The sequence below is a fragment of the Desertibaculum subflavum genome, from assembly GCA_003576705.1.
GTDB classification, from domain to species: domain Bacteria; phylum Pseudomonadota; class Alphaproteobacteria; order Ferrovibrionales; family Ferrovibrionaceae; genus Desertibaculum; species Desertibaculum subflavum.
The window spans coordinates 19,420-46,249 of the sequence record QOZS01000020.1 but is presented as its reverse complement, the minus strand read 5'-3'; the positions used below and the strand labels follow the sequence as shown (position 1 = coordinate 46,249).

The 26,830-nt window shown below is 67.7% G+C and carries 23 protein-coding genes and 1 tRNA gene; 10 read left to right on the top strand and 14 right to left on the bottom strand.

Going from position 1 to position 26,830, the window contains the following annotated elements; translation table 11 throughout:
* Positions 1-16 precede the first annotated feature (16 nt).
* Positions 17-3,175, top strand: a complete 3,159-nt coding sequence (locus DT074_RS12490) for an efflux RND transporter permease subunit (protein WP_119420189.1) — start codon at positions 17-19, stop codon at positions 3,173-3,175.
* Between the two features lie 6 nt (positions 3,176-3,181).
* Here the strand turns inward: DT074_RS12490 and DT074_RS12485 are convergent, their stop codons facing one another.
* Together DT074_RS12485 and DT074_RS12480 are read right to left on the bottom strand one after the other, a co-directional pair.
* The gene (locus DT074_RS12485; RefSeq protein ID WP_162914858.1) at positions 3,182-3,868 is read right to left on the bottom strand and encodes a hypothetical protein; all 687 of its coding nucleotides are present in this window, start codon (positions 3,866-3,868) and stop codon (positions 3,182-3,184) included.
* Positions 3,869-3,930: 62 nt separating this feature from the next.
* Positions 3,931-5,229: an RsmB/NOP family class I SAM-dependent RNA methyltransferase gene (locus DT074_RS12480; RefSeq protein WP_119420187.1), complete on the bottom strand. Its 1,299-nt coding sequence runs from the start codon at positions 5,227-5,229 to the stop codon at positions 3,931-3,933.
* A 63-nt stretch (positions 5,230-5,292) separates the two neighbouring features.
* Between DT074_RS12480 and DT074_RS12475 the strand changes: the two genes are divergently transcribed.
* The gene (locus DT074_RS12475; RefSeq protein WP_119420186.1) at positions 5,293-6,033 is read left to right on the top strand and encodes a formylglycine-generating enzyme family protein; all 741 of its coding nucleotides are present in this window, start codon (positions 5,293-5,295) and stop codon (positions 6,031-6,033) included.
* Here DT074_RS12475 and DT074_RS12470 read toward each other — a convergent pair.
* From DT074_RS12470 to DT074_RS12440, 7 genes are all read right to left on the bottom strand, one after another.
* Positions 6,030-8,006 carry an acetyl/propionyl/methylcrotonyl-CoA carboxylase subunit alpha gene (locus tag DT074_RS12470; protein ID WP_119420185.1) on the bottom strand — a complete coding sequence of 659 codons (1,977 nt, stop codon included), beginning with the start codon at positions 8,004-8,006 and terminating at the stop codon, positions 6,030-6,032. The genes DT074_RS12475 and DT074_RS12470 overlap by 4 nt on opposite strands.
* A 10-nt stretch (positions 8,007-8,016) precedes the next feature.
* Positions 8,017-8,838: an enoyl-CoA hydratase/isomerase family protein gene (locus tag DT074_RS12465; protein WP_119420184.1), complete on the bottom strand. Its 822-nt coding sequence runs from the start codon at positions 8,836-8,838 to the stop codon at positions 8,017-8,019.
* Positions 8,835-9,998, bottom strand: coding sequence for an acyl-CoA dehydrogenase family protein (locus DT074_RS12460; protein WP_119420183.1), 1,164 nt, complete (start codon positions 9,996-9,998; stop codon positions 8,835-8,837). Before DT074_RS12460 ends, DT074_RS12465 begins: the two co-directional genes overlap by 4 nt.
* A gap of 8 nt (positions 9,999-10,006) precedes the next feature.
* Entirely contained in the window at positions 10,007-11,194 is a 1,188-nt protein-coding gene (locus DT074_RS12455) for an acyl-CoA dehydrogenase family protein (protein WP_119420182.1), read from the bottom strand.
* A gap of 2 nt (positions 11,195-11,196) precedes the next feature.
* Positions 11,197-11,592, bottom strand: coding sequence for an endonuclease domain-containing protein (locus tag DT074_RS12450; RefSeq protein WP_119420181.1), 396 nt, complete (start codon positions 11,590-11,592; stop codon positions 11,197-11,199).
* A 75-nt stretch (positions 11,593-11,667) separates the two neighbouring features.
* A complete protein-coding gene (locus tag DT074_RS12445) occupies positions 11,668-13,287 on the bottom strand; it encodes an acyl-CoA carboxylase subunit beta (protein ID WP_119420180.1) in 1,620 nt (539 codons plus the stop codon).
* Between the two features lie 6 nt (positions 13,288-13,293).
* Positions 13,294-14,169, bottom strand: a complete 876-nt coding sequence (locus DT074_RS12440; protein ID WP_119420179.1) for an SDR family oxidoreductase — start codon at positions 14,167-14,169, stop codon at positions 13,294-13,296.
* Positions 14,170-14,296: 127 nt separating this feature from the next.
* Between DT074_RS12440 and DT074_RS12435 the strand changes: the two genes are divergently transcribed.
* Positions 14,297-14,599, top strand: a complete 303-nt coding sequence (locus DT074_RS12435; protein ID WP_119420178.1) for an SCP2 sterol-binding domain-containing protein — start codon at positions 14,297-14,299, stop codon at positions 14,597-14,599.
* 22 nt (positions 14,600-14,621) lie between these two features.
* Positions 14,622-15,869, top strand: coding sequence for a serine hydrolase domain-containing protein (locus DT074_RS12430; protein WP_119420177.1), 1,248 nt, complete (start codon positions 14,622-14,624; stop codon positions 15,867-15,869).
* A 6-nt stretch (positions 15,870-15,875) separates the two neighbouring features.
* Here the strand turns inward: DT074_RS12430 and DT074_RS12425 are convergent, their stop codons facing one another.
* A complete protein-coding gene (locus tag DT074_RS12425) occupies positions 15,876-16,715 on the bottom strand; it encodes a TauD/TfdA dioxygenase family protein (protein ID WP_119420176.1) in 840 nt (279 codons plus the stop codon).
* Between the two features lie 134 nt (positions 16,716-16,849).
* On the opposite strand from DT074_RS12425, the gene DT074_RS12420 reads away from it, so the two are divergent.
* Positions 16,850-18,085 (top strand): MFS transporter, encoded by a 1,236-nt coding sequence (locus DT074_RS12420; protein WP_162914857.1) that lies wholly within the window; start codon positions 16,850-16,852, stop codon positions 18,083-18,085.
* Between the two features lie 25 nt (positions 18,086-18,110).
* Here the strand turns inward: DT074_RS12420 and DT074_RS12415 are convergent, their stop codons facing one another.
* Positions 18,111-18,917, bottom strand: coding sequence for a PEP-CTERM sorting domain-containing protein (locus tag DT074_RS12415; protein ID WP_162914856.1), 807 nt, complete (start codon positions 18,915-18,917; stop codon positions 18,111-18,113).
* Between the two features lie 221 nt (positions 18,918-19,138).
* Positions 19,139-20,080, bottom strand: coding sequence for a glycosyltransferase family 2 protein (locus tag DT074_RS12410; RefSeq protein WP_162914855.1), 942 nt, complete (start codon positions 20,078-20,080; stop codon positions 19,139-19,141).
* 143 nt (positions 20,081-20,223) lie between these two features.
* Between DT074_RS12410 and DT074_RS12405 the strand changes: the two genes are divergently transcribed.
* Positions 20,224-21,300, top strand: coding sequence for a polysaccharide deacetylase family protein (locus DT074_RS12405; RefSeq protein WP_162914854.1), 1,077 nt, complete (start codon positions 20,224-20,226; stop codon positions 21,298-21,300).
* Between the two features lie 42 nt (positions 21,301-21,342).
* On the opposite strand, the gene DT074_RS12400 is transcribed toward DT074_RS12405, so the two are convergent.
* Together DT074_RS12400 and DT074_RS12395 are read right to left on the bottom strand one after the other, a co-directional pair.
* A tRNA-Ala gene (locus DT074_RS12400) sits at positions 21,343-21,418 on the bottom strand.
* Between the two features lie 90 nt (positions 21,419-21,508).
* Positions 21,509-21,832 (bottom strand): TIGR02300 family protein, encoded by a 324-nt coding sequence (locus DT074_RS12395; RefSeq protein ID WP_119420171.1) that lies wholly within the window; start codon positions 21,830-21,832, stop codon positions 21,509-21,511.
* Positions 21,833-21,975: 143 nt separating this feature from the next.
* On the opposite strand from DT074_RS12395, the gene aroA reads away from it, so the two are divergent.
* From aroA to sppA, 4 genes are all read left to right on the top strand, one after another.
* A complete protein-coding gene (aroA, locus tag DT074_RS12390; protein ID WP_119420170.1) occupies positions 21,976-23,322 on the top strand; it encodes a 3-phosphoshikimate 1-carboxyvinyltransferase in 1,347 nt (448 codons plus the stop codon).
* Positions 23,319-23,957: a (d)CMP kinase gene (gene cmk, locus DT074_RS12385; protein WP_119420169.1), complete on the top strand. Its 639-nt coding sequence runs from the start codon at positions 23,319-23,321 to the stop codon at positions 23,955-23,957. The genes aroA and cmk overlap by 4 nt, the downstream gene beginning before the upstream one ends.
* Positions 23,958-24,102: 145 nt before the next feature.
* The gene (rpsA, locus tag DT074_RS12380; protein ID WP_119420168.1) at positions 24,103-25,854 is read left to right on the top strand and encodes a 30S ribosomal protein S1; all 1,752 of its coding nucleotides are present in this window, start codon (positions 24,103-24,105) and stop codon (positions 25,852-25,854) included.
* Positions 25,855-25,972: 118 nt separating this feature from the next.
* Positions 25,973-26,821 (top strand): signal peptide peptidase SppA, encoded by an 849-nt coding sequence (gene sppA / locus DT074_RS12375; protein WP_368744632.1) that lies wholly within the window; start codon positions 25,973-25,975, stop codon positions 26,819-26,821.
* Positions 26,822-26,830 lie beyond the last annotated feature (9 nt).

Genomic DNA, 26,830 nt, shown 5'->3' with positions numbered 1-26,830 from the left:
CGGCGGGCGTTAGGACATGAAATTCGGGCATTTTTTCGTCGACCGGCCGATTTTCGCCGTGGTCGTCTCGATCGCGGTGGTGATCATCGGCGCGATCGCCTATCTGCAGCTTCCGGTCACCGAGTATCCGGAGATCGCGCCGCCGCAGATCAACGTGACGGCGAGCTATCCCGGCGCCGATGCGGAGACGGTGGCCCGCACCGTGGCGACGCCGCTGGAGCAGGAGATCAACGGTATCGAGAACATGCTGTACATGTCGTCGTACTCGACGGCGGACGGCCTGCTGCAGCTGACGGTGACCTTCAAGACCGGCACCGATCTCGACATCGCTCAGGTGCAGGTGCAGAACCGCGTCACCATCGCCGAGCCGCGCTTGCCCGAGGAAGTGCGCCGCCTCGGCGTCTCGACCCGCAAGCAGGCCGGCGACTTCCTGATGGTCGTGCACCTGCTCTCGCCCGACAAGCGTTACGACGAGCTCTACATCGCCAACTACATGCAGCTGCGCATACGTGACGCGCTGCTGCGACTGGAAGGCGTCGGCAACATCATCGTGTTCGGCGGCAGCGAGTACGCCATCCGCGTCTGGCTCGATCCCAACCGGCTGGCCTCGTTCGGCCTCACCGGCACCGATATCGTCGAGGCGCTGCGCGCGCAGAACATCCAGGTGTCCGGCGGCGGCCTCGGCCAGCAGCCGGCACCGTCCGACACGGCGCAGCAGGCCATCATCACGACACAGGGGCGGTTCGAGGACGCGCGCCAGTTCCGCAACGTGATCGTCAAGAGCGGCAAGGACGGGCGCCTCGTCCGCCTACAGGACGTGGCGCGCATCGAGCTCGGCGCCAAGGACTACAACAGCCGCAGCTATCTCGACGGCCAGACGGCGATCGCGCTCGGCGTGTTCCAGCGGCCCGGCACCAATGCGCTCGACACTTCGGCGGCGGTGATCCAGCGCATGGAAGAGCTGCAGAAGTCGTTCCCGCCGGGCCTCGAATACACCGTCATCTACAACCCGACCGAGTTCATCGAGGAATCGCTCGACGAGGTCTACAAGACCCTGATCGAGGCGGTGATCCTGGTCGCCCTCGTCGTTCTGATCTTCCTGCAGAGCTGGCGCGCCTCGCTGATCCCGATCCTGGCCATCCCGGTCTCGATGGTCGGCACCTTCGCGGTGATGTACGCCTTCGGCCTGACGCTCAACGTGCTCAGCCTGTTCGGCATGGTGCTGGCGATCGGCATCGTCGTCGACGACGCCATCGTCGTGGTCGAGAACATCGAACGCAACATCGCGCGCGGCCTGTCGCCGCGCGAGGCCGCGCACAAGACGATGGATGAAGTCGGCCGCGCGGTGATCGCCATCGCCGTGGTGCTGTCCGCGGTGTTCATCCCCACCGCTTTCATTCCCGGCATCAGCGGCCAGTTCTACAAGCAGTTCGCGCTGACCATCGCGGTCGCGACCATATTGTCGGCGTTCAACTCACTGACCCTGTCGCCCGCGCTCGGCGCCATCCTGTTGCGTCGGCATCATGAAGGGCATCGGTCGCGCTTCGCGCCGTTCCGCGCGGTGCAGTGGGCGGCGTCGAAATTCAATCTCGGCTTCGACCGGATGAGCAGCGCCTATGGCCGCAGCGCCGGCTCGATCGTGCGGCACCGTGTGCTGATGCTCGGCATCTACCTGCTGCTGGTCGGCGCGACGGCCTTCATGTTCTTCAAGGTGCCTGCGGGCTTCATCCCGCCGCTCGACCGCGGCTATGCGATCGTCGTCATCCAGCTGCCGGACGGCGCCTCGCTCAGCCGCACCGACGAGGTGACGCAGAAGGCGACCAGGCTGATCGCGGGCATGCCGGGCGTCGAGCACGTGGTCGCCATTCCGGGCTTCAACGGCGCGACCTTCACCAATTCCACCAGCGCCGCCGTCATGTTCACGACCTTCAGCCCGTTCGCCGAGCGGCTGGCACAAGGTCTGACCGCCGATGCCATCATCGGTCAGATGATCGGCCGGCTGCAGGCGGTCGAGGAGGCCTTCGTCATCGCGGTCCCGCCGCCCGCGGTGCCTGGCATCGGCTCCGGCGGTGGCTTCAAGATGCAGCTGCAGAACCGCGCCGGCGACGATGTGCGGCCGCTCCTGGCCGCCGCCTACCAGATCATGGGGCGTGCCATGCAGACGCCGGGCGTCACCGGCGTGTTCACCACCTTCTCGGCCACGTCGCCGCAGATCTTCCTGAACATCGATCGCGTCAAGGCACAGATGCTGAACGTGCCGATCGGCAACGTGTTCGAGGCGCTGGAGGTCAATCTGGGCTCGGCCTATGTCAACGACTTCAACGCCTTCGGTCGCCTGTTCCAGGTGCGCGTGCAGGCGGATTCGCGGTTCCGGCTGAACCGGGAGGATATCCAGCGGCTCAAGGTCCGCTCCGCCACCGGCGAGCTGGTGCCGCTCGGCACCCTGGTCGAGATCCGCGAGACGGCCGGCCCGGATCTGGTCCAGCGCTACAACACCTATGTCTCGGTGCCGTTGCAGGGCAACACGCCGCCGGGCTTCTCCACCGGCCAGTCGCTGGATGCGATGGAGCAGCTGGCGAACCAGGTGCTGCAGCCGGGCCAGAGCTTCGAATGGACCGAGATCGCCTTGCAGGAGCGCTCGCTCGGCAATACCGCGGTCTACATCTTCATCCTGGCCATCGTCTTCGTGTTCCTGGCGCTGGCGGCGCAATACGAAAGCTGGGTGCTGCCCTTCGCCATCATGCTGATCGTGCCGATGAGCATGCTGTTCGCCCTGCTCGGCGTCTGGACCGTCGGCATCGACAACAACGTGCTGGTGCAGATCGGACTTGTCGTGCTGATCGGCCTTGCGGCCAAGAACGCGATCCTGATCGTCGAGTTCGCCCGGCAGCTGGAGGACAGCGGCAAGAGCATCCTCGAGGCGGTGGTCGAGGCCTGCCGCTTGCGCCTCAGGCCGATCCTGATGACCGCGCTCGCCTTCATCCTCGGCGTGGTGCCGCTGGTGACATCGTCCGGCGCCGGGGCGGAGATGCGGCGCGCGCTCGGCACCGCGGTTTTCGCCGGCATGATCGGGGTCACCCTGGTCGGCCTGTTCCTGACGCCGGTGTTCTATGTCGTCATGCGCCGGCTCGGCGGTCGCTTGCGTGCCACGCCGGCGCCGCAGGCTGCGGAGTAGGCGCCTCTAGTCGAACTGTCGCCCGATGAAGCGACCTACGCGGCCGAAGAAGCTCCCGACTTCGTCAATCGCTTCCTCGATGTCGCCTTTCTCATCCGGCGGCTCCGCTTTGCCGTTCGGATCGGCCTTCTGACCGGTGGCCGGAGCGGCGCTGCCCGGCGGCGGGTCGCTCGCCGGCACGCTCGGCCGCTCCTGTCGCGGGACGTTGTGATCGACCTCGGCCATGGCCTGCTTGAGCTCGCGATAGGTCGGCTCGAAGCCGTCCAGCGCGAAGCGGGCGAAGCGGCTCTGCCCGAACAGGTCGTTGTAGGTGACGGAGGCCATCTTGCCGTCGATCATCAGGCCGATCAGGCGCAGGCCTTCAATGCCGTTGACATGCGCGACCCGTCGCTGCTGCGCCAGCACCTGAAAGCGCTCGCCCTCGTCGACGCGCAGCATGACGTGCTGCGACCGGTCGAACTGGATGCCGGGCTCGGCCTGGACCACGACGAAGGGCTGGCCTCGACGCTCCACGACATAAAGCTGGAGGCCGTCGCGCGAGGCCGTGCGGCCGGCGCAGGCATAGCCGAGCGGCCCGTCATCGCGGGTGTAGCACTCGACCCACCAGTCGCCGTGGCGACTGCGGTAATCGGCCGATGCGGGCGTCGCCGCCAGCAGCACCGTTGCCGTCACCAATCCCGCCGCGCACCGCATGGAACGCTCCCGCCACCACCCGTACTAGAGATAAACCGCGTGTCCCGGGGCGGCAATGCCGCTCACCGGCGCTGCAACCGGGCCGCGTAAAACCCGTCCCAGCCGCCGGGATCGGGTGCGTCGCCCGGCAGGGTGCGTAGATCGCCTTCGGCGGAGATCGCATTTGAATGTCCGCCAATTTCGGCCGCCGCCAGCGGCAGGCGGGCCCAGGCCCCGTCGCGCGAGAGCAGTGCGGCGATCCGGTCCCGCCCTTCCTCGGGCTCCAGGGAGCAGACCGCATAAACCAACATGCCGCCCGGCCGCACCATTCGTCCTGCCGCAGCCAGCAGAGCATCCTGGAAGGCCGTCAGTGCCACCAGGTCGTCGGGCCGCTTGAGATGCGGCACGTCGGGATGGCGTCGCGCCGTCCCGGTGGCGGAGCAGGGCGCGTCCAGCAGGACGGCATCCGCCGGATCTCCAGGCCGCCATGCGGTGGCGTCGCCCACCACGATCTCCGCTTCGAGCTTGAGGCGCCGAAGGTTGCCTTGCAGCCGCTGCGCGCGGGCCGAAGATTTCTCCACCGCCGTCACCCGGGCGCCCGCCGCGGCCAGCTGTGCCGTCTTGCCGCCCGGGGCCGCACAAAGGTCGATCACCCGCTTGCCCGACACGTCGCCAAGCAGTCGGGCAGGGAGGGCGGCCGCGGCATCCTGCACCCACCAGGCACCCTCGGCGAAGCCCGGCAACTGTTCGACGGCGCCGGCATGCGGCCGGCGCAGCGTTCCGGTCGGAAGCAGGGCGGCGCCCAGCTGCTCCGCCCAATTGCCGGGGTTTTCCTTGGCGGTGATGTCGAGCGGCGGATCGGCCATGTGCTGGGCCGCGATGCGACGGGTCGCCGCCTCGCCATATTCCTTGCACCATCGCTGCCATAGCCATTCCGGCGTGTTGAGATGTGCGGCGTCGAGATCGGCCACGAGCGCCTGGGGCTCTCGCGCGACGCGCCGGAGCACGGCATTGACCAGCGCACGGTAGGGGCTTGCCTCGCCGACCAGCGCCACCGTCTCGCCGACCGCGGCATGGGCCGGTGTACCGAGATGCAGCAGTTGCGCGACACCGAGCTGCAGCGCCGTGCGCTCCCGGCCGGCCTTGGGCGGCAGCGGCTTGGCGATGCAGCGCGCCAGCACGGCATCGATCTCACCCTTGCGGCGCAACGACGTGGCCACGAGAAGGCGGGTGAAGGCACGATCGCGCTCCGACAGCCGGGTCAGCGGCGCGTCGGGGGCGAGCGCCGCCGCCCAGGCTTCGTCCAGCGGCCGGCCGCGCTCCAGCACGGCGGACAGGATGCGTCGGGCGGCGTCGCGGGCGGTGGGAGGATCGGATGTCATGCTGGCGCGGTCTCGTAGCGGATGGGCGGCAATGAGTCACTCGCGATCGGCTAGGATGGCGGCATGCGGCTTTCCGGTCCGGTCATTGCGATGCTGTTCTGTCTTGCGCCGGCGCGTGCCGACGACACGCCGCTCGGCGCGCCGTTTCGCGATTGCGGCCAGTGCCCGGAAATGGTGTTCGTCCGCGCCGGTGCGGTCGATCTTGGCCTCGAGCGGGCGCCGGCCGGGATTTCCAAAGCGCGGATCGCGAGCCGGCTCGCGGTCGGCCGGCATGAGGTGACATTCGACGAATGGGATGCCTGTGCGGCCGAGGGGGCCTGCCGGCGGCTGCACGACCAGGGCTGGGGGCGGGGGCGCCGGCCCGTCGTCAACGTCGCCTACAAGGATGCCGAGGCTTATGTGGCCTGGCTGCGCGCCACCACCGGCCAGCGCTATCGGCTGCCCACGCAGCCGGAATGGGAATACTACGTCCGCAGCGGGGTCACGACCGACAATCCGTGGGCGGAGTTCACCGACGGCAATTGCGATCCCTGCGACCCGACTTATGCGGGGATCAAGACGGCGCCGGTCGGCAGCTACAAGCCGAACGGCTTCGGTCTCTACGACGTGCTCGGCAATGTGTGGGAATGGACGTCCGACTGCGTCGACGCCTGCGCGCGGCGTCTGATGCTCGGCGGCTCGTTCCGTTCCGGTGCGCTGTTCATCGCCGGCGGCGTGCGGTTCGAGCCGGTCGAGGGCAAGGCCGATCTGATCGATGTAGGCTTTCGCGTCGTGCGCGACGAAGCGAATGTGGCGCTGCGCTAACCTTCCGATGCGAGGCTCGCCAGCAGGTGCCGCGTCGGCACCTGGTCGCCCGGCTTGACGTTGACCGTCGCCAGCGTGCCGGCGCGGCCGGCGGCGATCTCATGCTCGATCTTCATTGCCTCCAGCACGATCAGGCGCTGCCCTTTGGCCACCTTGTCGCCGGGCTGGGCGAGGACGGAGACGATCTTGCCGTTCATCGGCGCCCGCAACTCGGCATCGCCGTCGCCCTCGGCGGCGCTGCGCGGCACCATCAGGGTCTCCGCCACGACCAGCGACACGCCGTCGGCCTCGAAGACCAGCTCCGCATCGCGGAAGGCATAGGCGACGGTGCGGCGCAGGCCGTCGATCTCCATGGTCAAACGGTTGTCGCCGATCTCGATGATGTCGACCCTCACCCGCGCGTCGCCGACGGCAACTTCGAAGGCCGCTGGCGAATGCGGCGTCACGTCGACCACATGATGCTCGTCGCGGATGGTGAGGCGCAGCGGCTGCGTTGTGATGCCGGTCGACCGCCAACCCCGGGCGCCGCCGTCGAGCGGCATGGCCGCGCCCAATCGCCGCTGATGCAGCACGGCCGCGATCGCGAGCGCCTCGGTGCCGGGCGCCGGGCGCTTCACCAGCGGGCTCTTCGGCCCGAAGGCCTCCTGGATGAAGGTCGTGGTCGTTCCGCCTTCGACGAAGACGGGATGGCTTACCAGGTCGACCAGGAAGCGGCGGTTGGTCTGGATGCCCAGCACGACCGTGTCCTGCAGCGCGGCGATCAGCCGGCGCCGTGCCTCCTCGCGCGTGCGGCCATGCGCGATCACCTTGGCGATCATCGGATCGTAATAGGGGCTGATGGTGGCCCGCGGCTTCAGGCCGTGATCGGTGCGTACGCCGTCGCGCTCGACCGGCGCCCAGACCAGGATGTCGCCGGATTGCGGCAGAAAATTGCGGAACGGATCCTCGGCGTAGAGCCGCGCCTCGATGGCATGCCCTGTGAGGGTCAGCTCTTCCTGGCTGATCGGCAGCTTCTCGCCGGCGGCGACGCGAAGCTGCCACTCCACCAGGTCGAAACCGGTGACCATCTCGGTCACCGGGTGCTCGACCTGCAGGCGGGTGTTCATCTCCAGGAAGTAGAAATGCCCGTTGGCGTCCAGCAGGAACTCGACCGTGCCGGCCCCGCGGTAGCCGATCGCCTTGGCGGCGGCGACCGCCGCCTCGCCCATGCGGGCACGCAGGTGCGGGTCGACGGCGGGCGAAGGGGCCTCCTCGATCACCTTCTGGTGCCGCCGCTGGGCGGAGCAGTCGCGCTCGCCGAGATGGATCACGTTGCCATGGGCATCGGCGAAGACCTGGATCTCGACATGCCGGCCGCCGATCACCGCGCGCTCCAGGATCAGTTCATCGGAGCCGAAGGCGTTCTTCGCCTCCGAGCGGGCGCCGGCGACCGCGCGGGCGAACTCGTTCATCGAGCCGACAACCCGCATGCCGCGCCCGCCGCCGCCGGCCGCTGCCTTCACCATCAGCGGGAAGCCGATGCGCTCGGCCTCCTCGGCGAGGCGTGCGTCGGACTGATCGTGACCTTGATAGCCCGGCACGGTCGGCACCTCGGCCGCGATCATGCGCCGTTTGGCCGCGGCCTTGTTGCCCATCGCTTCGATGGCGGCGGGCGGAGGACCGATGAAGACGAGGCCGGCCTGCTCGCAGGCGGCGGCAAAGCCCTCGTTCTCCGACAGGAAGCCATAGCCCGGATGCACCGCGTCGGCGCCGGCCTTCTTTGCCGCGGCGAGGATCGCGTCGATGTTGAGATAGCTCGACCGCACGTCGGGCGGGCCAATGCGCGCCGCCTGGTCGGCCAGCGCGACGTGGCGCGCATCGGCGTCGGCATCGCTGAACACGGCCGTCATACGATAGCCCATGGCGCGCGCCGTGCGGATGATGCGGCAGGCGATCTCGCCGCGGTTTGCGATCAGGATGTTGGTGAAGGACATCGGCGCTCGTTCAGTCGATGGTGACGGCCCAGGCCGGCTTGCGTTTCTCGACGAAGGCCTTGGTGCCTTCGCGGCCCTCCGCTCCCCGCACCGCCGCGGTGAAGCTTTCGGCGGCGTAGGCCGCGATCTCGTCTATCGGCGCAGGGCCCGCGGCACGGTGCATCAGGCGCTTCGTCTCCGCCACCGCCTCCGGCGCGCAGCGCAGCACCTGGTTGACGTTGGCGGTGATCGCGGCGTCGAGCGCCGGGCCGTCGGCCGCCGCCTCGTGCGCGATGCCGATCTCGACCGCCTGCACGCCGTTCAGCTTGGCCCCGGAGACTCCGAAGCGCCGGGCCGCCGTGAGGCCGATCCGCCTCACCACGAAGGGCGAGATCGCTGCCGGCACGATGCCGAGCGTCACCTCCGTCATGGCGAAGGTGGCGTCCGCCCGCGCGATGGTGATGTCGCCGACGCAGGCGAGGCCGAAGCCGCCGCCCATGGCGAAGCCCTCGACGGCGCAGATCACCGCCTGCGGTGCAGTGTTGACCGCCTGCATCATGCGGCTGAAGCGCAGATTGCCTTCCTTCAGTTCGTCGCGCTCGCCAGGGGCCGGCGGCGTGCCCGAGGCCTGCATGTTCTTGAGGTCGCCGCCGGCGCAGAAGGTGCCACCGGCCCCGCGCAGGACCACGACGCGGATGGAGCGGTCGGCCTCGATCGCCTGGAAGGTCGCCAGGATCTCGGCCGTCATCTGGGCGGAGAAGGCGTTCCGCATCTCCGGCCGATTGAGCCAGAGCCGGAGCAGCGGGCCTTGCCGCTCCAGCTTGATGTGTTCGGTCGTGGGGAGGGCGGTCATTTGCGCTTCTGCGGCCGGGGCGCCGTTCCCATCAGCTTGGAGATGATGCCGAGCATGATCTCGTCGGCGCCGCCGCCGATCGAGGCGAGCCGGCCGTCGCGATAGGAGCGGCTGATCCGGCTTTCGCTCATGAAGCCCATGCCGCCCCAGTATTGCAGGCAGCTGTCGTTTACCTCGCGCAGCAGGCGGCCGGCCTTCAGCTTGGCCATCGAGGCGAGCAGGGTGACGTTGGTGCCGGCGAGATATTCCTCGCAGGCCCGGTAGCAGAGCGCGCGCAGAAGCTCGACCTCGGTCTTCAGCTCGGCCAGGCGGAAATGCACCACCTGGTTGTCCAGGATCGGCTTGCCGAAGGCGATGCGGTTGCGCGTGTATTCGATCGTGTCGTCGATCGTCCGCTCCATGCCGACGATGGCCGAGGTCGCGCCCCAGAGCCGCTCCTCCTGGAACTGGATCATCTGGTAGGTGAAGCCGGCCCCTTCCTCGCCGACCAGGTTGCGGCGCGGCACCCGGACCTCGTCGAAGAAGAGCTGCGCCGTGTCGGAGGAGCGCATGCCCATCTTGTCGAGCTTGCGGGCGATCTGCACACCTTTCGTCTTCATCGGCACGCAGATCAGCGACTTGTTCTGGTGCGAGGGGCCTTCGGAAGTGTTGGCGAGCAGGCAGATCCAGTCGGCCTGGGTTCCGTTGGTGGTCCACATCTTGCCGCCGTTGATGACGTAGTCGCCGCCATCCTTGCGCGCGGTCGTCTTGACCGAGGCGACGTCGGAGCCGGCGCCGACCTCGGAGACGCCGAGGCAGGCGATGAAATCGCCGCTGATGGAGGGCGCCAGGAACTCGCGCCTGACCTCGTCGGAGCCGAACTTGGCCAGCGCCGGCGTCGCCATGTCGGTCTGCACGCCGATGGCCATCGGCACGCTGCCGCAATTGATGTTGCCGAGCTCCTCGCACATCACCATGGCATAGGAATAGTCGAGGCCGAGGCCACCGAACTCCGTTGGCTTGTTGACGCCGAGGAAGCCCATATCGCCCATCTTCTTGAACAGCTCATGGGCGGGGAAGATGCCGGCCTCTTCCCAGGCGTCGACGTGCGGGTTGATCTCCGCCGCGATGAACTTGCGGAGCGAGCGGCGCAGCTCTTCGTGCTGGGGCGTGAATTGCATTGTGCGTCCTACTCCGCCGCCTGCTTCAGCGGCTTTCGGGAGCGCTCCGGCTTCGGCAGCGTGCCCATGTATTTCGCGATGATGGTCAGCATGATCTCGTCGGCCCCGCCGCCGATGGAGCCGAGGCGCACGTCGCGATAGGCGCGGCTGATCTGGGTCTCGTTCATGAAGCCCATGCCGCCCCAGTATTGCAGGCAGCTGTCCATGACCACGCGGCCGAGGCGGCCAACCTTCAGCTTCGCCATCGAGGCCAGCATGGTGACGTCCTGGCCGGCGAGATAGCCCTCGCAGGCGCGGTAGACGAGGGAGCGCAGCGCCTCCACCTCGGTCTGCAGCTCGGCCAGCTTGAAGTGCACCACCTGGTTGTCGAGGATCGACTTGCCGAAGGCGATCCGCTCGCGCGTGTAGTCGATGGTCTGCTGAATGGCGCGCTCCATGCCCTTCAGGCCCTTGGCGGCAGCCCAGAGGCGCTCCTCCTGGAACTGCAGCATCTGGTAGGTGAAGCCCTTGCCCTCCTCGCCGATGCGGTTCCGCTGCGGCACGCGCACGTCGTCGAAGAAGATCTGCGCCGTGTCGGAGGAGCGGGTGCCGAGCTTGTCGAGCTTGCGGGCGATCTCGACGCCCTTCGATTTCATCGGCACGCAGATCATCGACTTGTTCTCGTGCGCCGGCCCGTCGGAGGTATTGGCGAGCAGGCAGATCCAGTCGGCCTGGGTGCCGTTGGTGGTCCACATCTTGCCGCCGTTGATGACGTAGTCGTCGCCGTCCTTGCGGGCCGTGGTCTTCAGCGAGGCGACGTCGGAGCCGGCGCCGACCTCGGAGACCCCGAGGCAGGCGACATAGTCGCCGCTGATCGAGGGCGCCAGGAACTCCTTGCGCACTGTGTCGCCGCCGAAGCGGGCCAGCGCCGGCGTCGCCATGTCGGTCTGCACCCCGATCGCCATCGGCACGCCGCCGCAATTGATGCCGCCGAGCTCTTCCGCCATCACCATCGCATAGGAATAGTCGAGGCCGAGGCCGCCATATTCCACCGGCTTGTGGATGCCGAGGAAGCCGAGTGAGCCCATCTTCTTGAACAGCTCATGCGCCGGGAAGGTGCCTTCCTCCTCCCACGCATCGACATGCGGATTGATCTCGTTGTCGATGAACCGCGCGAGATTGCGCCGCAGCTCCTCGTGCTCCTGGGTGAATCGCATGATCAGACTCCGTCAATCGAACCCTCTCCCTGGGGGAGAGGGTGGCGCGCAAGGCGCACCGGGTGAGGGGCACCGCCAGCGGCAGCTCGTATTGCTTCCAGCACGCTGTTCGCGCGCTGCATCACGTCGTTGTTCCAGAATCGCAGGACACGGCACTGATGGGCTTCGGGCCACTCGGTGCGCTTCTCATCATGCTCGACTCGATCTGCGTGCTGGCTGCCATCGACTTCGACCACCAAGCGGTGCTCTTCGCAGAAAAAGTCCAATACGTACGGGCCAAGCGGTACCTGGCGACGAAACTTCAGGCCGTCCAATCGGCGATCGCGCAAGCGCGACCAAAGCAGGCTCTCCGCTTCGGTCATCGTGCGTCTCAGTCGGCGGGCGGATTGCAGGCTCATAGGGTGCCCCTCATCCGGCCCTTCGGGCCACCTTCTCCCCCAGGGAGAAGGAAACTTGGTGCATGTTCCGGCGCATCACATCCGCCCCACGCCAAACGTGCTGGCTTTAAGGGGGCGGAGATCGGCTTCGCGGCAGATGGAGAGGCAGAAGGCGAGCACCTTGCGGGTATCGCGCGGATCGATCAGGCCGTCGTCCCACAGGCGCGCGGTGGCGAACAGGGCGGTCGATTCACGGTCGATGCGGTCGCGGATCGACTTCTCGGTCGCCGCGAGCTTGGCCATGTCGACCGGCTTGCCCTCGCGCTTGCCCTTCTCCTCGGTGACGATCGACATCACCTTGGCGAGCTGCTCGCCGCCCATCACGGCGACGCGATTGTTCGGCCAGGCGAAGATGAAGCGCGGGTCGTAGGACCGCCCGCACATGCCGTAATTGCCGGCGCCGAACGAGGCGCCGATATGGATGGTGATCTGCGGCACGGTCGCGTTGGCCACCGCCTGGATCATCTTCGAGCCGTGCTTGACGATGCCGGATTGCTCGGCCTCGCGCCCGACCATATAGCCGGTGGTGTTCTGCAAGTAGACGATCGGCGTGTTCGACTGGCAGCAGAGATGGATGAACTGCGTTGCCTTGGTGGCGCCGTCGGCGTCGATCGGCCCGTTGTTGGAGATGATGCCGACTGGCCAGCCTTCGATCGCGCCATGACCGCAGATCGTGTGCGGGCCATAGAGCGGCTTGAAATCCAGCCAATCGGAGCCGTCGATCAGGCGCGCGATCACCTCGCGCACATCGTAGGGCCGGCGGTAATCGGTCGGCACCACGCCGCAAAGCTCTTCCGGCGCGTAGCGCGGCTCCTTGTAGCTGCGCCTGGGGATCATCGGCAGCTGCTCGTTCCAGGGCAGCTTGGCGAAGATCTCGCGGGCGAGGCGGATGCCGTCGGCATCGTCCTCGGCGAGGTACTCGGCAACACCGGAAACCATGGTGTGCATCTCGGCGCCGCCGAGCTCCTCGTCGTTCGCCACCTCGCCGGTGGCAGCCTTGAGCAGCGGCGGGCCGGCGAGGAACACCTTGGCCCGCTTCTTCACCATGATGACGTAGTCGGACAAGCCCGGCAGATAGGCACCGCCCGCGGTGGACGAGCCGTGCACCACGGTGACCTGCGGGATGCCGAGCGCCGACATGCGGGCCTGGTTCTTGAAGCCGCGGCCGCCCTCGACGAAGATCTCTGACTGGTAGATCAGGTTGGCGCCGCCGCTCTCCACCAGGTGAATGAAGGGCAGCTTGTTCTCCAGCACCACCTGCTGCGCCCGCAGGTTCTTCTTCAGACCCATCGGCGCCGTGGTGCCGCCCTTGATCGCGCTATCGGACGCACCGACCATGACACGGATGCCGCAGACATAGCCGATGCCGACGATCGAGGCGGCGCCGAGCACGTCGTCCTTGCCGTCGTCGTCATGCATGCCGAGGCCGGCCAAGGTGCCCAGTTCGAGCCAGGGGCTGTCCTTGTCGAGCAACAGCGCGATGCGCTCCCGCGGCAGCAGCTGGCCGCGCTTGCGGAAGCGATCCTTCTGGCCGTTCGACCGGTCGCGCACCTTCTGCTCCAGCCCGCGGAACTCGGCGATGAGCGCCAGCATCTGCTCGCGGTTCTTCCGGAAGTCGTCGCTGTTCGTATCGATGCGGCTTTCGAAGGCGGGCATTGGATCTCAGCTGTCCTGCAGAACCTTGGGCGTCACCGCGAGGTGGAAGCCGTTATAAGCCGGCGCGCCCTGTCGCGCCGTGGGCGCTTTGATCGGGAAGCTGGGTCGCGCATTCGGCACCGCACCATCGACGCGCAGCGTCGAGCCGGAAATAAATCCGGCCGCCTCCGAGAGAAGGAAGACGATGGCCGCCGAGACCTCGCTTTCGGTGCCCATGCGGCCGAGCGGCGCGATGTTCTTCAGGCCGCGGATGTGCTCGGCCATTTCCGGCGGGTAGTGGTCCATGCCGGAAGACATGATCCAGCCCGGCGCCACCGCGTTGACCCGCACATTGGCTGCCGCCCATTCGAAGGCGGCGGTCTCGGTGAAGTTGACCATGCCGGCCCGCGCGGCGCCGGAATGCGCCATGCCCGGCATCCCCATCCACATATCGGCGACGATGTTGACGATGCTGCCGCCATGGCCGCTCATCCACTGCACGAAGCACTCGCGCGCCATCAGGAAGCCGCCGGTCAGGTTGTTGCGGACCACCGTTTCCCAGCCCTTCTGGGTGATGGCGGCGACCGGCGCGGCGAACTGGCCGCCGGCATTGTTGACCAGGCCGTCGATCCGTCCGAACCGGGCCAGCACCTCGCTGACCGTCGCCTTGACGCGCTCCTCGTCGCGGATGTCGCAAGCGAAGCAGCCGGCCTCGCCCTTCACCTCGGCGATCTCGGCGGCGACCTGCTCCAGTCTTTCGATACGGCGCCCGACGAGAGCGACCTTGGCGCCGAGGGCGATCAGCTCATGAGCAGTGCAACGGCCGATGCCGCTGCCGCCGCCCGTGACGATCGCGACCTGGCCGTCGAACAAGCCCGGTCGGAACACGGACCGGTAGGGCATGCCGTGTCACCTTCCTCCCAACTTTCGTTGTTACGATGCGCCGCGAAGCGGCACGTTTGACCGCACGCTAGGCGGGCTTTACGTTAACGTCAAGCTGACCACGTTCGGCGGGAAACGGGAGACGGGAATGGACCTCGATACGCTCACCAACGGCATGCGCGAACGCGTTCAGGGCAAGTCCGGCCTGGATGCGACGGTGAAGTTCGATTTTGGCGACGACGGCAGAATCTATCTCGACGGCACCACCTCGCCCTACACGGTGTCGAACGATGACAAGGAGGCCGACTGCACGCTGTCGGTGAAGATGGACGACTTCGTCGCCATCGTGAAGCGTGAGATGGACCCGACCATGGCCTTCATGATGGGCAAGCTGAAAGTCGCCGGCTCGATGGGCATCGCGATGAAGCTGTCGAGCGTGCTCGGCGGCTGATCGTTCTCCGGCGCTCGCCCCGATGTGGCGGCGCGCTTTCGCGGCCCTCGCCGTCGGGGCGATCTTCGCTTGTCGCGCGGCCTCCGTTGCCGCCGGCAGTCCGGTTTTCGATCCCGGCGGTCCGGAAGCCGAAAGGCTCGGCCTGAGCGCGAGCGGATTTCCTGTCGCCAACCAGCAGACCTTCTGGCAGATCCCCTTCCTCGTCGATTCCCATTCCAGGCTCGACGAGATCTTTCCGGCGCGTCGGGTTGCCAGGTCCGATGCGCCCCGCGCCATCGCGCGGGCGGTGGAGCCGCCGCCCTTGACGTACCGGGTCGGCAACGAGGCGCGCACGATCGACGGCTATCTGGCGCGCAATCCGATCACCGGCCTGATCATCGCCAAGGACGACACCATCCTGGTCGAGCGCTACCAGTATGGGCGGCTCGATACCCACCGCCTGACATCGTGGTCGATGGCGAAAACCGTTGTGTCGATGCTCATCGGCATCGCGCGGGAAGAGGGCGCGATCCGCTCGCTCGACGACAAGGCGCAGGACTACGTCCAGGCTCTTGCCGGCACCGAATACGGCCGCACGCCGCTCCGGCGCCTGCTGACGATGTCCTCGGGCGTGAAGTTCCGCGAGGACTACGATGGGTCGGACGACGTCAGCAAGCTGAGCCGGGCGACGCTCTCGCCGACCGGCATCGGCGGTCTTGCCGTGCTCGGCCAGTTCAACGAGCGCATCGCCGAGCCGGGGCAGCGGCACTACTACGCCTCCAGCGAGACGGAGGTTTTGGGCTTGGTGCTGGCGGCGGCAGTGGGGCGGCCGCTCTCCGACTATCTTTCGGAGAGGATCTGGCAGCCGATCGGCGCGGAATCCGACGCCAGCTGGCAGATCGATCCGACGGGCCAGGAGCTCGGCTATTGCTGCTTGAATGCGGTGCTGCGCGACTGGGCGCGGCTCGCGCTGCTGCTCGCCAATGGCGGCCGTGTGGGTGAGCGCCAGCTCGTCCCGTCCGCCTGGCTGCGCGAGGCGACGATGGTGCATTCGCCGCATCTCGCACCCGGCACCGCGAGCCGGTTCTTCGGCTACGGCTACCAGACCTGGATCTTCCCGGAGAACGACGGCAGCTTCGCCCTGCTCGGCGTGCGCGGCCAGATGATCTTCGTCGACCCGGCGACGAAGCTGGTGATGGTCAACACCGCGGTACGCTTCAATGCCCGCGATCCCGGCACCGCCGAGACGGTCGCGCTTTGGCGCGGCCTGCGTACCCATTTCCGCAACTGATCCGGCTCAGGCCGATTTGTCACCGGCGAGCGTGATGCGGTGCATGATGCGCCGATAGCCCTGATAGTCGTTGATCGGATTGTGCTGGGCGCAGCGATTGTCCCAGAAGGCGAGCGAGCCGGGCTGCCAGTCGAACCGGCAGGTGAATTCCGGCCGCACCTGGTGCTGGAACAGGAAGTCGAGCAATGGCCGGCTTTCGGCCTCGGTCCAGCCCTTGAACCGCACGGTATGCGCGAAGTTGACGTAGAGCGCCTTGCGCCCGGTCTCCGCATGGACACGCACCACCGGATGCTCGGCGATGAATTCGTGGCCGGCCTCGTCGGTGGCACTGGTCTTCAGCCGGTCTTCGCGCGTCTTGGTCACATCGGCCTTGGCGGAGCTCGAGACCCCGATCAGGCCGTCGAGCGTCTGCTTCAGCCCCGCGGAGAGCATCTCGTAGGCGAGATATTGGTTGGCGAACAGCGTGTCGCCGCCGACCGGCGGCACCTCGCGCGCCACCAGCATGGTGGCGATCGGCGGGTCCTCCAGATAGGTCGTGTCGGCATGCCAGATGCCGCCGAAGTTCATTTTCTCGTTCTCGAACTTCGCCACCTGGATGATCTTCGGATAGCCCTCGATGCCCTTGACGAAGGGATATTCGATCGGCCGGCCGAAGCGCGCGGCGAAGGCCATGAAACGTTCGGGCGGCAGCGTCTGGTCGCGGAAGAACACAACGCAATGCTCGAGCCAGGCCCGGCGGATCGCCGCCACCTGCTCGTCGTCCAGATCGCCGCCGATATCGATGCCATGGATCTCGGCGCCCAGGGCGCCAGCGATCGGCCGCACGTCAAGCTGCCAGTTGCGCATGTGAGCGGCTCCGTTTCCTCCCGTTCGCAGCGAGGCTAGGGCGCGGTCGCGTCGGTATCAAGCGCGCCCGCGACATCCGCAAATCGGCTACGGTTGGTGTCAAGGAATCAATCGCCGTAGAGCGAAGCCGGGTGTTGGAAACGTCCTCGAATACCACGTCTGCCCGGCATCAGCCGATCAGCCTGCTGGTCGACCCTGTCTTCCGGCGCATCTGGCTGATTGGGGCGCTGATCGGCACCATGCGCTGGCTCGACATGCTGGTGGTCGGCATCTGGGTGTTCGACGTCACCCGCTCGGCCTTCACCGTCGCTGTGGTGACGCTGCTGCGGCTGGTGCCGATGCTGGCCGGCGTCTTTGCCGGCGCGCTGGCCGAGCGGCTGGCGCTCCAGCGCTTCCTCACCGTCGCGCTGGCTCTGATGACGTTGGGCTATCTCCTGCTGGCCGGGCTCGCCGCGACCGGCGCGATCGAGGTGTGGCACGTCGCCATCGGCTCTGTTCTCGCGGGTCTCTACTGGGCGACCGAGATGTCGGTCCGCCGCACCCTTGCCGGCGAGGTCGCGGGCGCGCCGCGGATGGCGGCCGCGATGGCGCTCGACTGGGCCACATTCAGCATCACGCGGACGATCGGCCCGCTGGTCGGCGGCGGCCTCTACGTGGCGATCGGCCTTGCCGGCTCGTATCTGCTCGGCGCGCTCCTGTTCGGGATCGGCGCCGGTCTTGCCGCCACGCTCTCCGTCGGGCGGGCTGCGCGGGCCGGTCGCCAGGGCCGCGTGGCGACGATCATCCTCGAGGGTTTCCGCACGGCGCGGCTGCTGCCGGTCGTCATGGGCACGCTCGCGGTCAGCATCGTGCTCAACTTCTTCGGCTTCCCCTATACCAGCATGGTGCCGGTGATCGGCAAGGACGTCCTGCTGGCGTCGCCCATCGCCGTTGGCCTACTCTCCTCGGCCGAGGGCATCGGGGCACTCTTCGGCTCGCTCCTGCTGGCCTGGCTCGGCCGTTCGGTCTGGCTGGGTCGCTGCCTGCTCGCCGGCTCGGCCATGGTGCTGATCGGCGCCTTCGGCTTCGGCGCTTCGGCGAACTACCTCCTGTCGCTCGCCGCGCTGATCCTGCTCGGCTGCGGCACCGGCATCTTCGCCACGACGCAGAGCACGCTGATCTTGACTCACGCGCCGGCGGACCAGCAATCGCGCATGATGGGCGTGCTGACCACCTGCATCGGCCTCGGCCAGCTCGGCCATCTGCATATCGGCCTCCTGGCGGGCTGGCTCGGTGCGCCGGGTGCCGTGCTGCTCTCCACCGCCGAGGGCCTGCTGCTGCTCGGCCTCTGCCTGTGGCGCTGGCCGGTGCTGTGGCGCGGCGGGGCCTGAGAGGCAGACCCCGCTGCCATAGAAGCTATGCCATGCGCCGCCGCCGGCACAGGCCGAGACCGGCCACACCGACGGCGAACAGGGCGAGAAGCGTTGGTTCCGGCACCGCGACGGTTCCGGGCAGAGCCTCGCTGCGCAGGCGGAGGATCGGACCGGTCGTGCTCTCCGTGCCGGTTGCGGCGCTGCCGGAATTCAGGTTGATGACACTGAACACGCCGTCGTTCAGCGCGTTCACCGTGTCGAATGTCAGGAAGCCGAAGCCGACATTCGGAGTGACGGTCGCGTCGGATGGCACCAGGACGTCGATCAGCAGGTTACCGAGATCGGGATCGAAGGTGAACGGCGTCGCGAACTCGATCGAGTAGTCGAACGGGCTGACCGGCAGATTGCTGTTCGCCGCGGTGGTCAGCGTCAGGCGGCCGGCGAAAGCCACAGCCTCGTCGGCGCCGACATTGTCGGCGAAAGTGGTGCTGAGCGGGTTGCCCTCACCGCCGCGCGCGGTGGTCGAGAGCCGGATGACGACGTTCGACGCGGTCACCGTATTGCCGAAGAAGGCACTCGGCGCGATGCCGGGGAAGGTCCGCAGATCGAAACCGGTGATCGAGCGCGGGCCATCGAATTCGCCGAACAGCGACGAGTCGTAGACGAGCTGCGAGCGGCTGCCGCCGCCGCCCGGAAAGCGGAGCGGGGCAGGGCCCTGGAACCCGCCGGCCTGGCTTTCGAAGCCGCCGGGCAGGACGGTGAAGATCGTGGCGGCGGCAGGCCAGGCGAACGAGGTCGCAATGAAGGCTGCCGCAGCGGCGAGCAGGCCGCGATGAGGTGATGAAAGCACGGATGTGTCCTCGCTTGAGATGAGCACGCGGACAAACGGCCTTCGCAGGGTCCCTCACCGCCTGTCTTCCTCGCTACGGCGAGCCGGCCAGGCAGGATCACGACCAGCCCTCTCACCTTTCGGACAGGCGGCCGCGGCTTCCGATCAAATCGGCGGCAGTGCGGTCGCCGGGAGCGGCGGCGCGCCTGGGAAGGATCAGGTAAGCGGGAGAGGGCGGGGCTTCAGGGCAGAAACCCGCGCAGCCACCGGCCGAAGGCAGAAGAGGTGAGTGAGAAGATCAGGTTCTGCAGAGGCTGGTAGCCATAGAAACTGCCGAGAACGAGAAATCGCAAGGCGGGGCGAGGCGTCTCCACATAGGCACCCCGGCCGATCCGCGCATAGCGCTCGGCAAGGATTCGCCGGCGCTCGGCCGGGGCAAGCCGGTCGCTCAGCCGCGCCAGGTGCCGATGCAGCATCGGCAACGTGTAGGTCTGCTGCAGCTTGATCCTGGGCTGTCCCCCGGTCAGGCTCGATGGCTGTTCGTGGATGACGATCAGCGGCCGGTCGAGATAGACGAGGTCGCCCGCGACGGCGAGACGGATCCACATATCCTGGTCTTCTGCTACTCTGAGGGCGACATCGAACAGCCCGGCGTCGATCAGCGCCTTGCGCCATGCCAGCACGCTCGGCGTCGCAATGAAGTTCGCCCGCAGAATCGCCCGCCAGGCGTCGGGCCCGCCGACCTTGCGTACACCGGGGTACTGGTCGGGCGCATAGCGCCCATCGAGATCGATCACGCTGCCGCCGCAGGCGGAAAAGGTTGCTCTCGGATTTGCGAGCAGCGCGGGCACTTGCAGGGCAAGCTTGTTCGGAAACCATTCGTCGTCGGCATCGAGGAAGGCGACCAGCTCGCCGGTGGCATGCTGGATTCCCTGATTGCGGGCGTTGGAGGCCCCGCTTGGCCTGGGGTTCCGCAGAACGTTGAGGTCAGCGCCTGCCAGGCGTTCCAGCAGGTTCGGCGTATCGTCCGAGCTGCCGTCGTCGATCACCACAATTTCGATCGGCCGATAGGTCTGGTCGCGCACGGAACATATGGCGCGCGCCAAGGTGGAAGCGGCGTTGAACGAAGGAATCACGACGGAGACGAGCGGAGTCCGATCGACTTCTTTCTGATCGATGGCCAAGGCCCAATCCCGAGCAAGAATTTGTTCAGCGCCGCGAATGCATATAATGGCCCCGGTCGCCTGTAAACGCGGTAGCGATGGCGTACCCTCTTGGTGAGGCAGAAACGGCCGAAAAGGCCGGGACGACGCGGGAGGCAGATTCGTTGCAGATGTTGGCGAGCGCAGTGGCGACGACGGGGCCGGACCTGACCGGGTTCCGAGCGGTTCAGGAACGCACGCTGCGCCGCCCGGTGCTGATCTCGCTGGTCGATCTGGAGGAGGAGTTCGACTGGAAAGGCCCGTTCTCGCGCGAGAATGTCGCCCTGACGCACCTGCACGCGCTTCCCGTGGCGCAAGCCCGGTTCGACGCCTTCGGCGTTCGGCCGACCTACCTTGCCGACTACCCGGTCGTCGCCAGCGACTTCGGCGCGGAGTTCCTGTCGCGCACCTCGGCCGAGGGGCGTTGCGAGCTCGGCGCCCAGCTGCATCCCTGGGTCAACCCGCCGCATGACGAGGTCGCCTCGGTGCGGAACTCCTACCCCGGCAACCTCGCCTTCGATGTCGAGCGCCGCAAGATCGAAGCCCTGACCGATCTGATCGAGCGGCGCTGCGGCATGCGGCCCCGCGTCTTCAAGGCCGGCCGCTACGGCCTCGGCCCGTCGACGATCGGCATCATCAAGTCCCTGGGCTATCTGGTCGATACCAGCGTGATGCCTTTCACCTCGTATGTGGATGAAGGCGGACCGGATTACAGTGAGTTTGACCGTCACCCGTTCTGGCTCGGCGCCGGCGAGGTTCTCGAGCTGCCGTCGACGCGGGCCTTCGTCGGTCGCCTGCGGAATATCGGCGCCGCGCTGTATCCGCGGGTCGCCGCCAGCACCGGTCGCACACTGCATGTCGGGGCCTTCTTCGCGCGTCTGGGCCTGCTCGAGCGCGTCACCCTGTCGCCGGAAGGCAACAATTTCGACGACCAGCGCCGCCTGGTCGACGCCATGCTGGAAGACGGCCACCGCGTTCTGGTGTTCTCCTTTCACTCGCCGTCGCTCTCGCCGGGGCATACGCCCTATGTGCGCTCCGACGCCGACCGGGATCAGTTTCTGGCGACGATCGAGCGGCTTCTGGAGTACATGCTGGTGCAGGTCGGCGCCGAGCCGATGACAACCTTGGAACTTCATCGGCGCTTGGCCGCCGACCTGGATCCTTTGCAGGCCCCGTCTGTCGAGCGAGGGCGGCAGTCCTAAACGATCAGGGCCCGACCGTCGCCGGCCGGGCCCTCAGGGATTTGGTGGAGCCAAGGGGAGTCGAACCCCTGACCTCTTGAATGCCATTCAAGCGCTCTCCCAACTGAGCTATGGCCCCTGGAATATCTCCTCGGGAAATCTGCCGCGCCGCCGCGCGGGCCTCCTTCTATGTCCGCCGCCGCCGCCGCGCAAGGGGCGGCAGGTCGGATCAGCGATCGACCGTATCCTCCCCTTCGTCGGCCGATTCGACGACCTCGACGACATCCTCCTCGTCCTCGCCCAGCTCCGAGGCATCTTCGATGAAGGCGTCTTCTTCGGTCTCCTCGACCGCATCCACGTCCACCGGCTCCGGCGCGGGTTTCGGCACCACCACGGCCTTGTCATCGGGCCGGGTGCGGCGCGGCTTCAGGATCTGCTCGGGCTGGTGCACGGTGTTGCAGCGCGGACAGATGATCGGGTCCTTGCGGAAGTCGTAGAACGCCGCCGCACAGCTCACGCAGCGCCGCTTGGTGCCCCATTCCGGTTTCGCCATCCTGACCTCGGCTTGCGGTGTTCGGCCTCGGACCGCCCTTGGCGGTCCCTATGCGAAGGCGGGGGGTTTTGTGGTAAGAACCGGCCCGCTGTCAACCCTTGAAATTCGGCTGGGGCCGATCCCTGCAAAAGGCGCTTTAACGAATGACCGGTCAGGCGGCCGCGCGGCCGCATGTTTCTCACCCCGTCGAGGCCTTGTCGGGCAGCGCCCGGGTGCCGGGCGACAAGTCGATTTCGCATCGTGCCCTGATCTTCGGCGCGCTGGCCACCGGTACAACCCGGGTGACCGGCCTGCTGGAAGGCGAGGACGTGCTGCGCACCGGCGCCGCCATGCGGGCGCTCGGGGCGGAGGTCGAGCGCGGCGCCGACGGCGACTGGACGATCCGTGGACGCGGCGTGGGCGGGCTCGGCGAGCCGGCCGATATCCTCGACCTCGGCAATTCGGGCACTGGCGCGCGGCTCATTGCCGGGGTGCTGGCGACCCATCCCATCACCACTTTCGTGACCGGCGATGCGTCGCTGCGGCGGCGCCCGATGGGCCGGGTGAAGGTCCCGCTGGAACAGATGGGCGCGCGTTTCATCACCCGGGCGGGCGACCGGCTGCCGATGGCGGTGATCGGCGCTGCCAATCCGCTGCCGATCGAGTACCGCCTGCCGGTTGCTTCGGCCCAGGTGAAGTCGGCGATCCTCCTGGCCGGCCTCGTGGCGCCGGGACGCACCACGGTGATCGAGCCGGAGGCCACCCGCGACCACACGGAAAACCTGCTGCGCCATTTCGGCGCCACCGTGACGGTCGCGCCCGACGGGAAAGGCGGCCGCATCGTGAGCGTCACCGGCGAGGCGGAGCTCGCGGGACGGGACGTGGTCGTGCCGACCGATCCCTCTTCGGCCGCATTCCTGGCCGTGGCCGCCGCCGCGCTGCCGGGCTCTGATTTGACGCTACAGGGCGTCGGCATCAATCCGCTGCGGGCCGGCCTCTATCAGACGCTACGCGAGATGGGCGCCGACCTTCGCTTCGACAACCGGCGGATCGAGGGGGGCGAGCCGGTGGCCGATATCGTCATCCGCGGTGCCCGCCTCAAGGGCGTCGAGGTGCCGGCGGAGCGGGCGCCATCGATGATCGACGAATATCCGGTGCTCGCCGTCGCCGCCGCCTGCGCCGAGGGCCGCACGGTGATGGCCGGGATCCAGGAAATGCGGGTCAAGGAGAGCGATCGCATTGCGGCCGTCGCCGCTGGCCTCGCCGCCAACGGCATCGACTATGCGGAAACGCCCGACAGCTTGACCGTGCAGGGCCGTGGCGGCCGGCCCAGGGGCGGCGGCAAGGTGGTAACCCACATGGATCACCGCATCGCCATGTCGTTCCTGATGCTGGGCCTGCTGGCGGAACGCGCCGTCACGGTCGACGATGTCGGCATGATCGATACCAGCTTCCCCGGCTTCGTCGGCCTGATGAACCGGCTCGGCGCCCGGATCGAGGTGGCGGCGTGATCGTCACCGTGGACGGCCCCGTCGCGGCCGGCAAGGGCACGCTGTCGCGTCGGCTGGCGGCCGATCTCGGCTTCGCGCATCTGGACACCGGAATGATCTATCGGGCGGTTGGCTGCAAGGTCATGTGGGCTGGCGGCGACCCGGCCGACGAGGCGCGGGCCCTCCAGGCCGCAGCCAAGCTCAGTCCCGCGGACCTTGCCGCCGACGGCCTGCGCGAGGAGGCGGCCGGCCATGCCGCGTCGAAGGTCGCGGCGATCCCGAGCGTCCGGGCCGCCTTGCTCGATTACCAGCGCCGGTTTGCTGCCCAGCCCCCCGGCGGCGAGCCCGGCGCGGTCCTGGATGGCCGCGATACAGGCACCGTGGTCTGCCCCGGGGCCGAGGCGAAGCTGTTCGTCACCGCCCGGCCCGAGGTGCGCGCCCGTCGCCGCTACCTCGAATTGCAGGCCCGCGGCGAGACGATCAGCGAGGCCGAAGTCCTGGCGGACCTGGTCGCCCGGGACAAACGCGACAGCGAGCGGGCCATAGCGCCCCTGAAGCCGGCCGCGGATGCCCACTTGCTCGACACCAGCGACTTGGATATAGACGCCGCTTTCCGGGCGGCCCGCGCCTTCGTGGCGGGCAGGCTCGGCCGCTGAAACGGCCCCGACGCGCCGGGGCATCCCGAAACTGACGTCCCGCCAGCGCGGGCCGGCCCGAGTGCCGGCGTGGGATTTCGTGGCCTCGTGACCCGCCGGAGACAACCGGCGAGGCCTGATAGGGTCGACTGAAAGGACATTTCGCATGGCTCGTGCCCGTACTGCCGTCGCCGCCGAACGCGCGGCGCCGCCCCCGACCGACGAGAATTTCGCGGAGCTGCTCGACGAGATCTACGGCTCCGGCTCCGGCCTCGAAGGCTCGGTGATCAAGGGGACCGTGGTCTCCATCGAGAACGATTTCGCCATCATTGATGTCGGCCTGAAATCCGAGGGCCGGGTGCCCTTGCGCGAATTCTCGCAGGCGGGCCGTCCCGCCGAGCTGAAGGTCGGCGATACCGTCGACGTTTATCTCGACCGCGTGGAGAACGCGCAGGGCGAGGCCGTGCTGTCGCGCGACAAGGCGCGCCGCGAAGAGGCCTGGGAGAAGCTGGAACACGCCTTCCAGGGCAACCAGCGCGTCGAGGGCATCATCTTCGGCCGCGTGAAGGGTGGCTTCACCGTCGATCTTTCCGGCGCCGTGGCCTTCCTGCCGGGCAGCCAGGTGGATGTGCGGCCGGTGCGCGACGTGACGCCGATCATGGGCACGCCGCAGCCGTTCCAGATCCTCAAGATGGACCGCCGCCGCGGCAACATCGTGGTGTCGCGCCGCGCCGTGCTGGAGGAAAGCCGCGCCGAGGCCAGGAACGAGCTGGTCGCCAACCTGCGCGAAGGCCAGGTGCTGGAAGGCGTGGTCAAGAACATCACCGATTACGGCGCTTTCGTCGATCTCGGCGGCGTCGACGGCCTGCTGCACGTGACCGACATCGCCTGGCGCCGCGTCAACCATCCGTCCGAGGCGCTGAACATCGGCCAGACGGTGAAGGTGCAGGTCATCCGGCTCAACCCGGAAACCCAGCGCATCTCGCTCGGCATGAAGCAGCTCGAGGCCGATCCCTGGGACGGCATCGAAGCGAAATACCCGGTCAACGCCAAGTTCACCGGCCGCGTCACCAACATTACCGACTACGGCGCCTTCGTGGAGCTGGAGCCGGGCGTGGAAGGCTTGGTGCACGTCTCCGAGATGTCCTGGACCAAGAAGAACGTCCATCCCGGCAAGATCGTCTCGACCAGCCAGGAGGTCGAGGTCATGGTGCTCGAGGTCGATCCCTCGAAGCGCCGCATCTCGCTCGGCCTCAAGCAGTGCCTGGCCAATCCCTGGGAGAGCTTCGCCGAGGCGCATCCGGTCGGCAGCACCCTGGAAGGCGAGGTCAAGAACATCACCGAGTTCGGCCTCTTCCTCGGCCTCGACAACAACGTCGACGGCATGGTGCACCTCTCCGATCTGTCCTGGACGGAGCAGGGCGAGGTGGCCATCCAGAAGTTCAAGAAGGGCGACATGGTGCGCGCCCAGGTGCTGGACGTCGATGTCGAGAAGGAGCGCATCTCGCTCGGCGTGAAGCAGCTGGAGAAGGATCCGCTGGCCGGCTCCGATGCCGTGAAGCGCAACGACGTGGTCACCTGCACCATCACCGCGGTGCAGGATGCCGGCCTCGAGGTGAAGATCGGCGACGACCTGACCGGCTTCATCCGCAAGGTCGAGCTGTCGCGCGACCGCGCGGAGCAGCGGCCGGAGCGCTTCGCGGTGGGCGAGAAGATCGACGCCAAGATCACGGCGATCGATCCGAAGACCCGCAAGATCTCGCTCTCCATCAAGGCGCGCGAGATCGCCGAGGAGAAGGACGCGGTCGCCCAGTACGGCTCGACCGACAGCGGCGCCTCGCTCGGCGACATCCTCGGCGCGGCCCTGCACCGTGCCCGCAAGGAGGCCGAGAAGAAGGACGAGGGCGAGGAAGGCTGAGCAGCGGCCTCGACCCATGGCGGCTTGAGCAGGACGGATGAGCGTCGAGAGCGACCTTCTCGCCGACCGCCGCCGGCTCAAGCGCCGCATCGCCTGGTGGCGGGGGCTCGCGGTCCTGGTGATCGCGGCCCTCGTTGCCTTTCTGGCGACCTACGATCCGGCTGAGGGGCGTTTCGTCCTCCGGCGCGGCGACTACATCGCCTGGCTCGACGTCGTCGGCGTGATCGCCGAAGACCGCCGGCTGGAAAGCGCGATCCGCGACATCGCCAAGGACGACGACGCCAAGGCGGTGATCGTCTACATCTCCTCGCCCGGCGGCTCGACTTATGGCGCGGAGCAGCTTTTCGTCGAGCTGCGCAAGCTGGCCGACAAGAAGCCTGTCGTTGCGGTGATCGGCACCATGGGGGCGTCCGGCGGCTATCTCACGGCGCTGGCGGCGGATCGCACCTTCGCGCGCGAAAGCTCGATCGTCGGCTCGATCGGCGTCCTGTTCCAGACCGTCGAGGTCTCCCGGCTGATGGACAAGCTCGGCATCTCGGCCGAGGCCATTACCTCCGGACCGCTGAAGGCTGAGCCGTCGCCCTTCAAGCCGCTCTCCGACCGTGGCCGCGTTGCAGTGCAGGATCTCGTCAACAAGGCCTACGAGTGGTTCGTGGGCCTGGTCGCCGACCGCCGCAACCTGCCGATGGAGCAGGCACGCCAGTTGGCCGACGGGCGCGTCTTCCACGGCCGTGAGGCCCTGGAGGCGGGCTTGATCGACCAGATCGGCGGCGACCGCGAGGCGCTCGACTGGCTGGCGCGTGAGCGAGGCATCGACCGCGGCCTGCCGTATCGTCACTTCCCGGTCCAACCGGTGTTTTCGGACTTGGCCGAGCAGGGGGCGCGGATCATCGGAAAATCCGTGTTTCCAGAAAGACTTACGCTTGACGGGCTGATTTCCCTTTGGCACCCTGACCAGCCACGATAGGTGGCACGG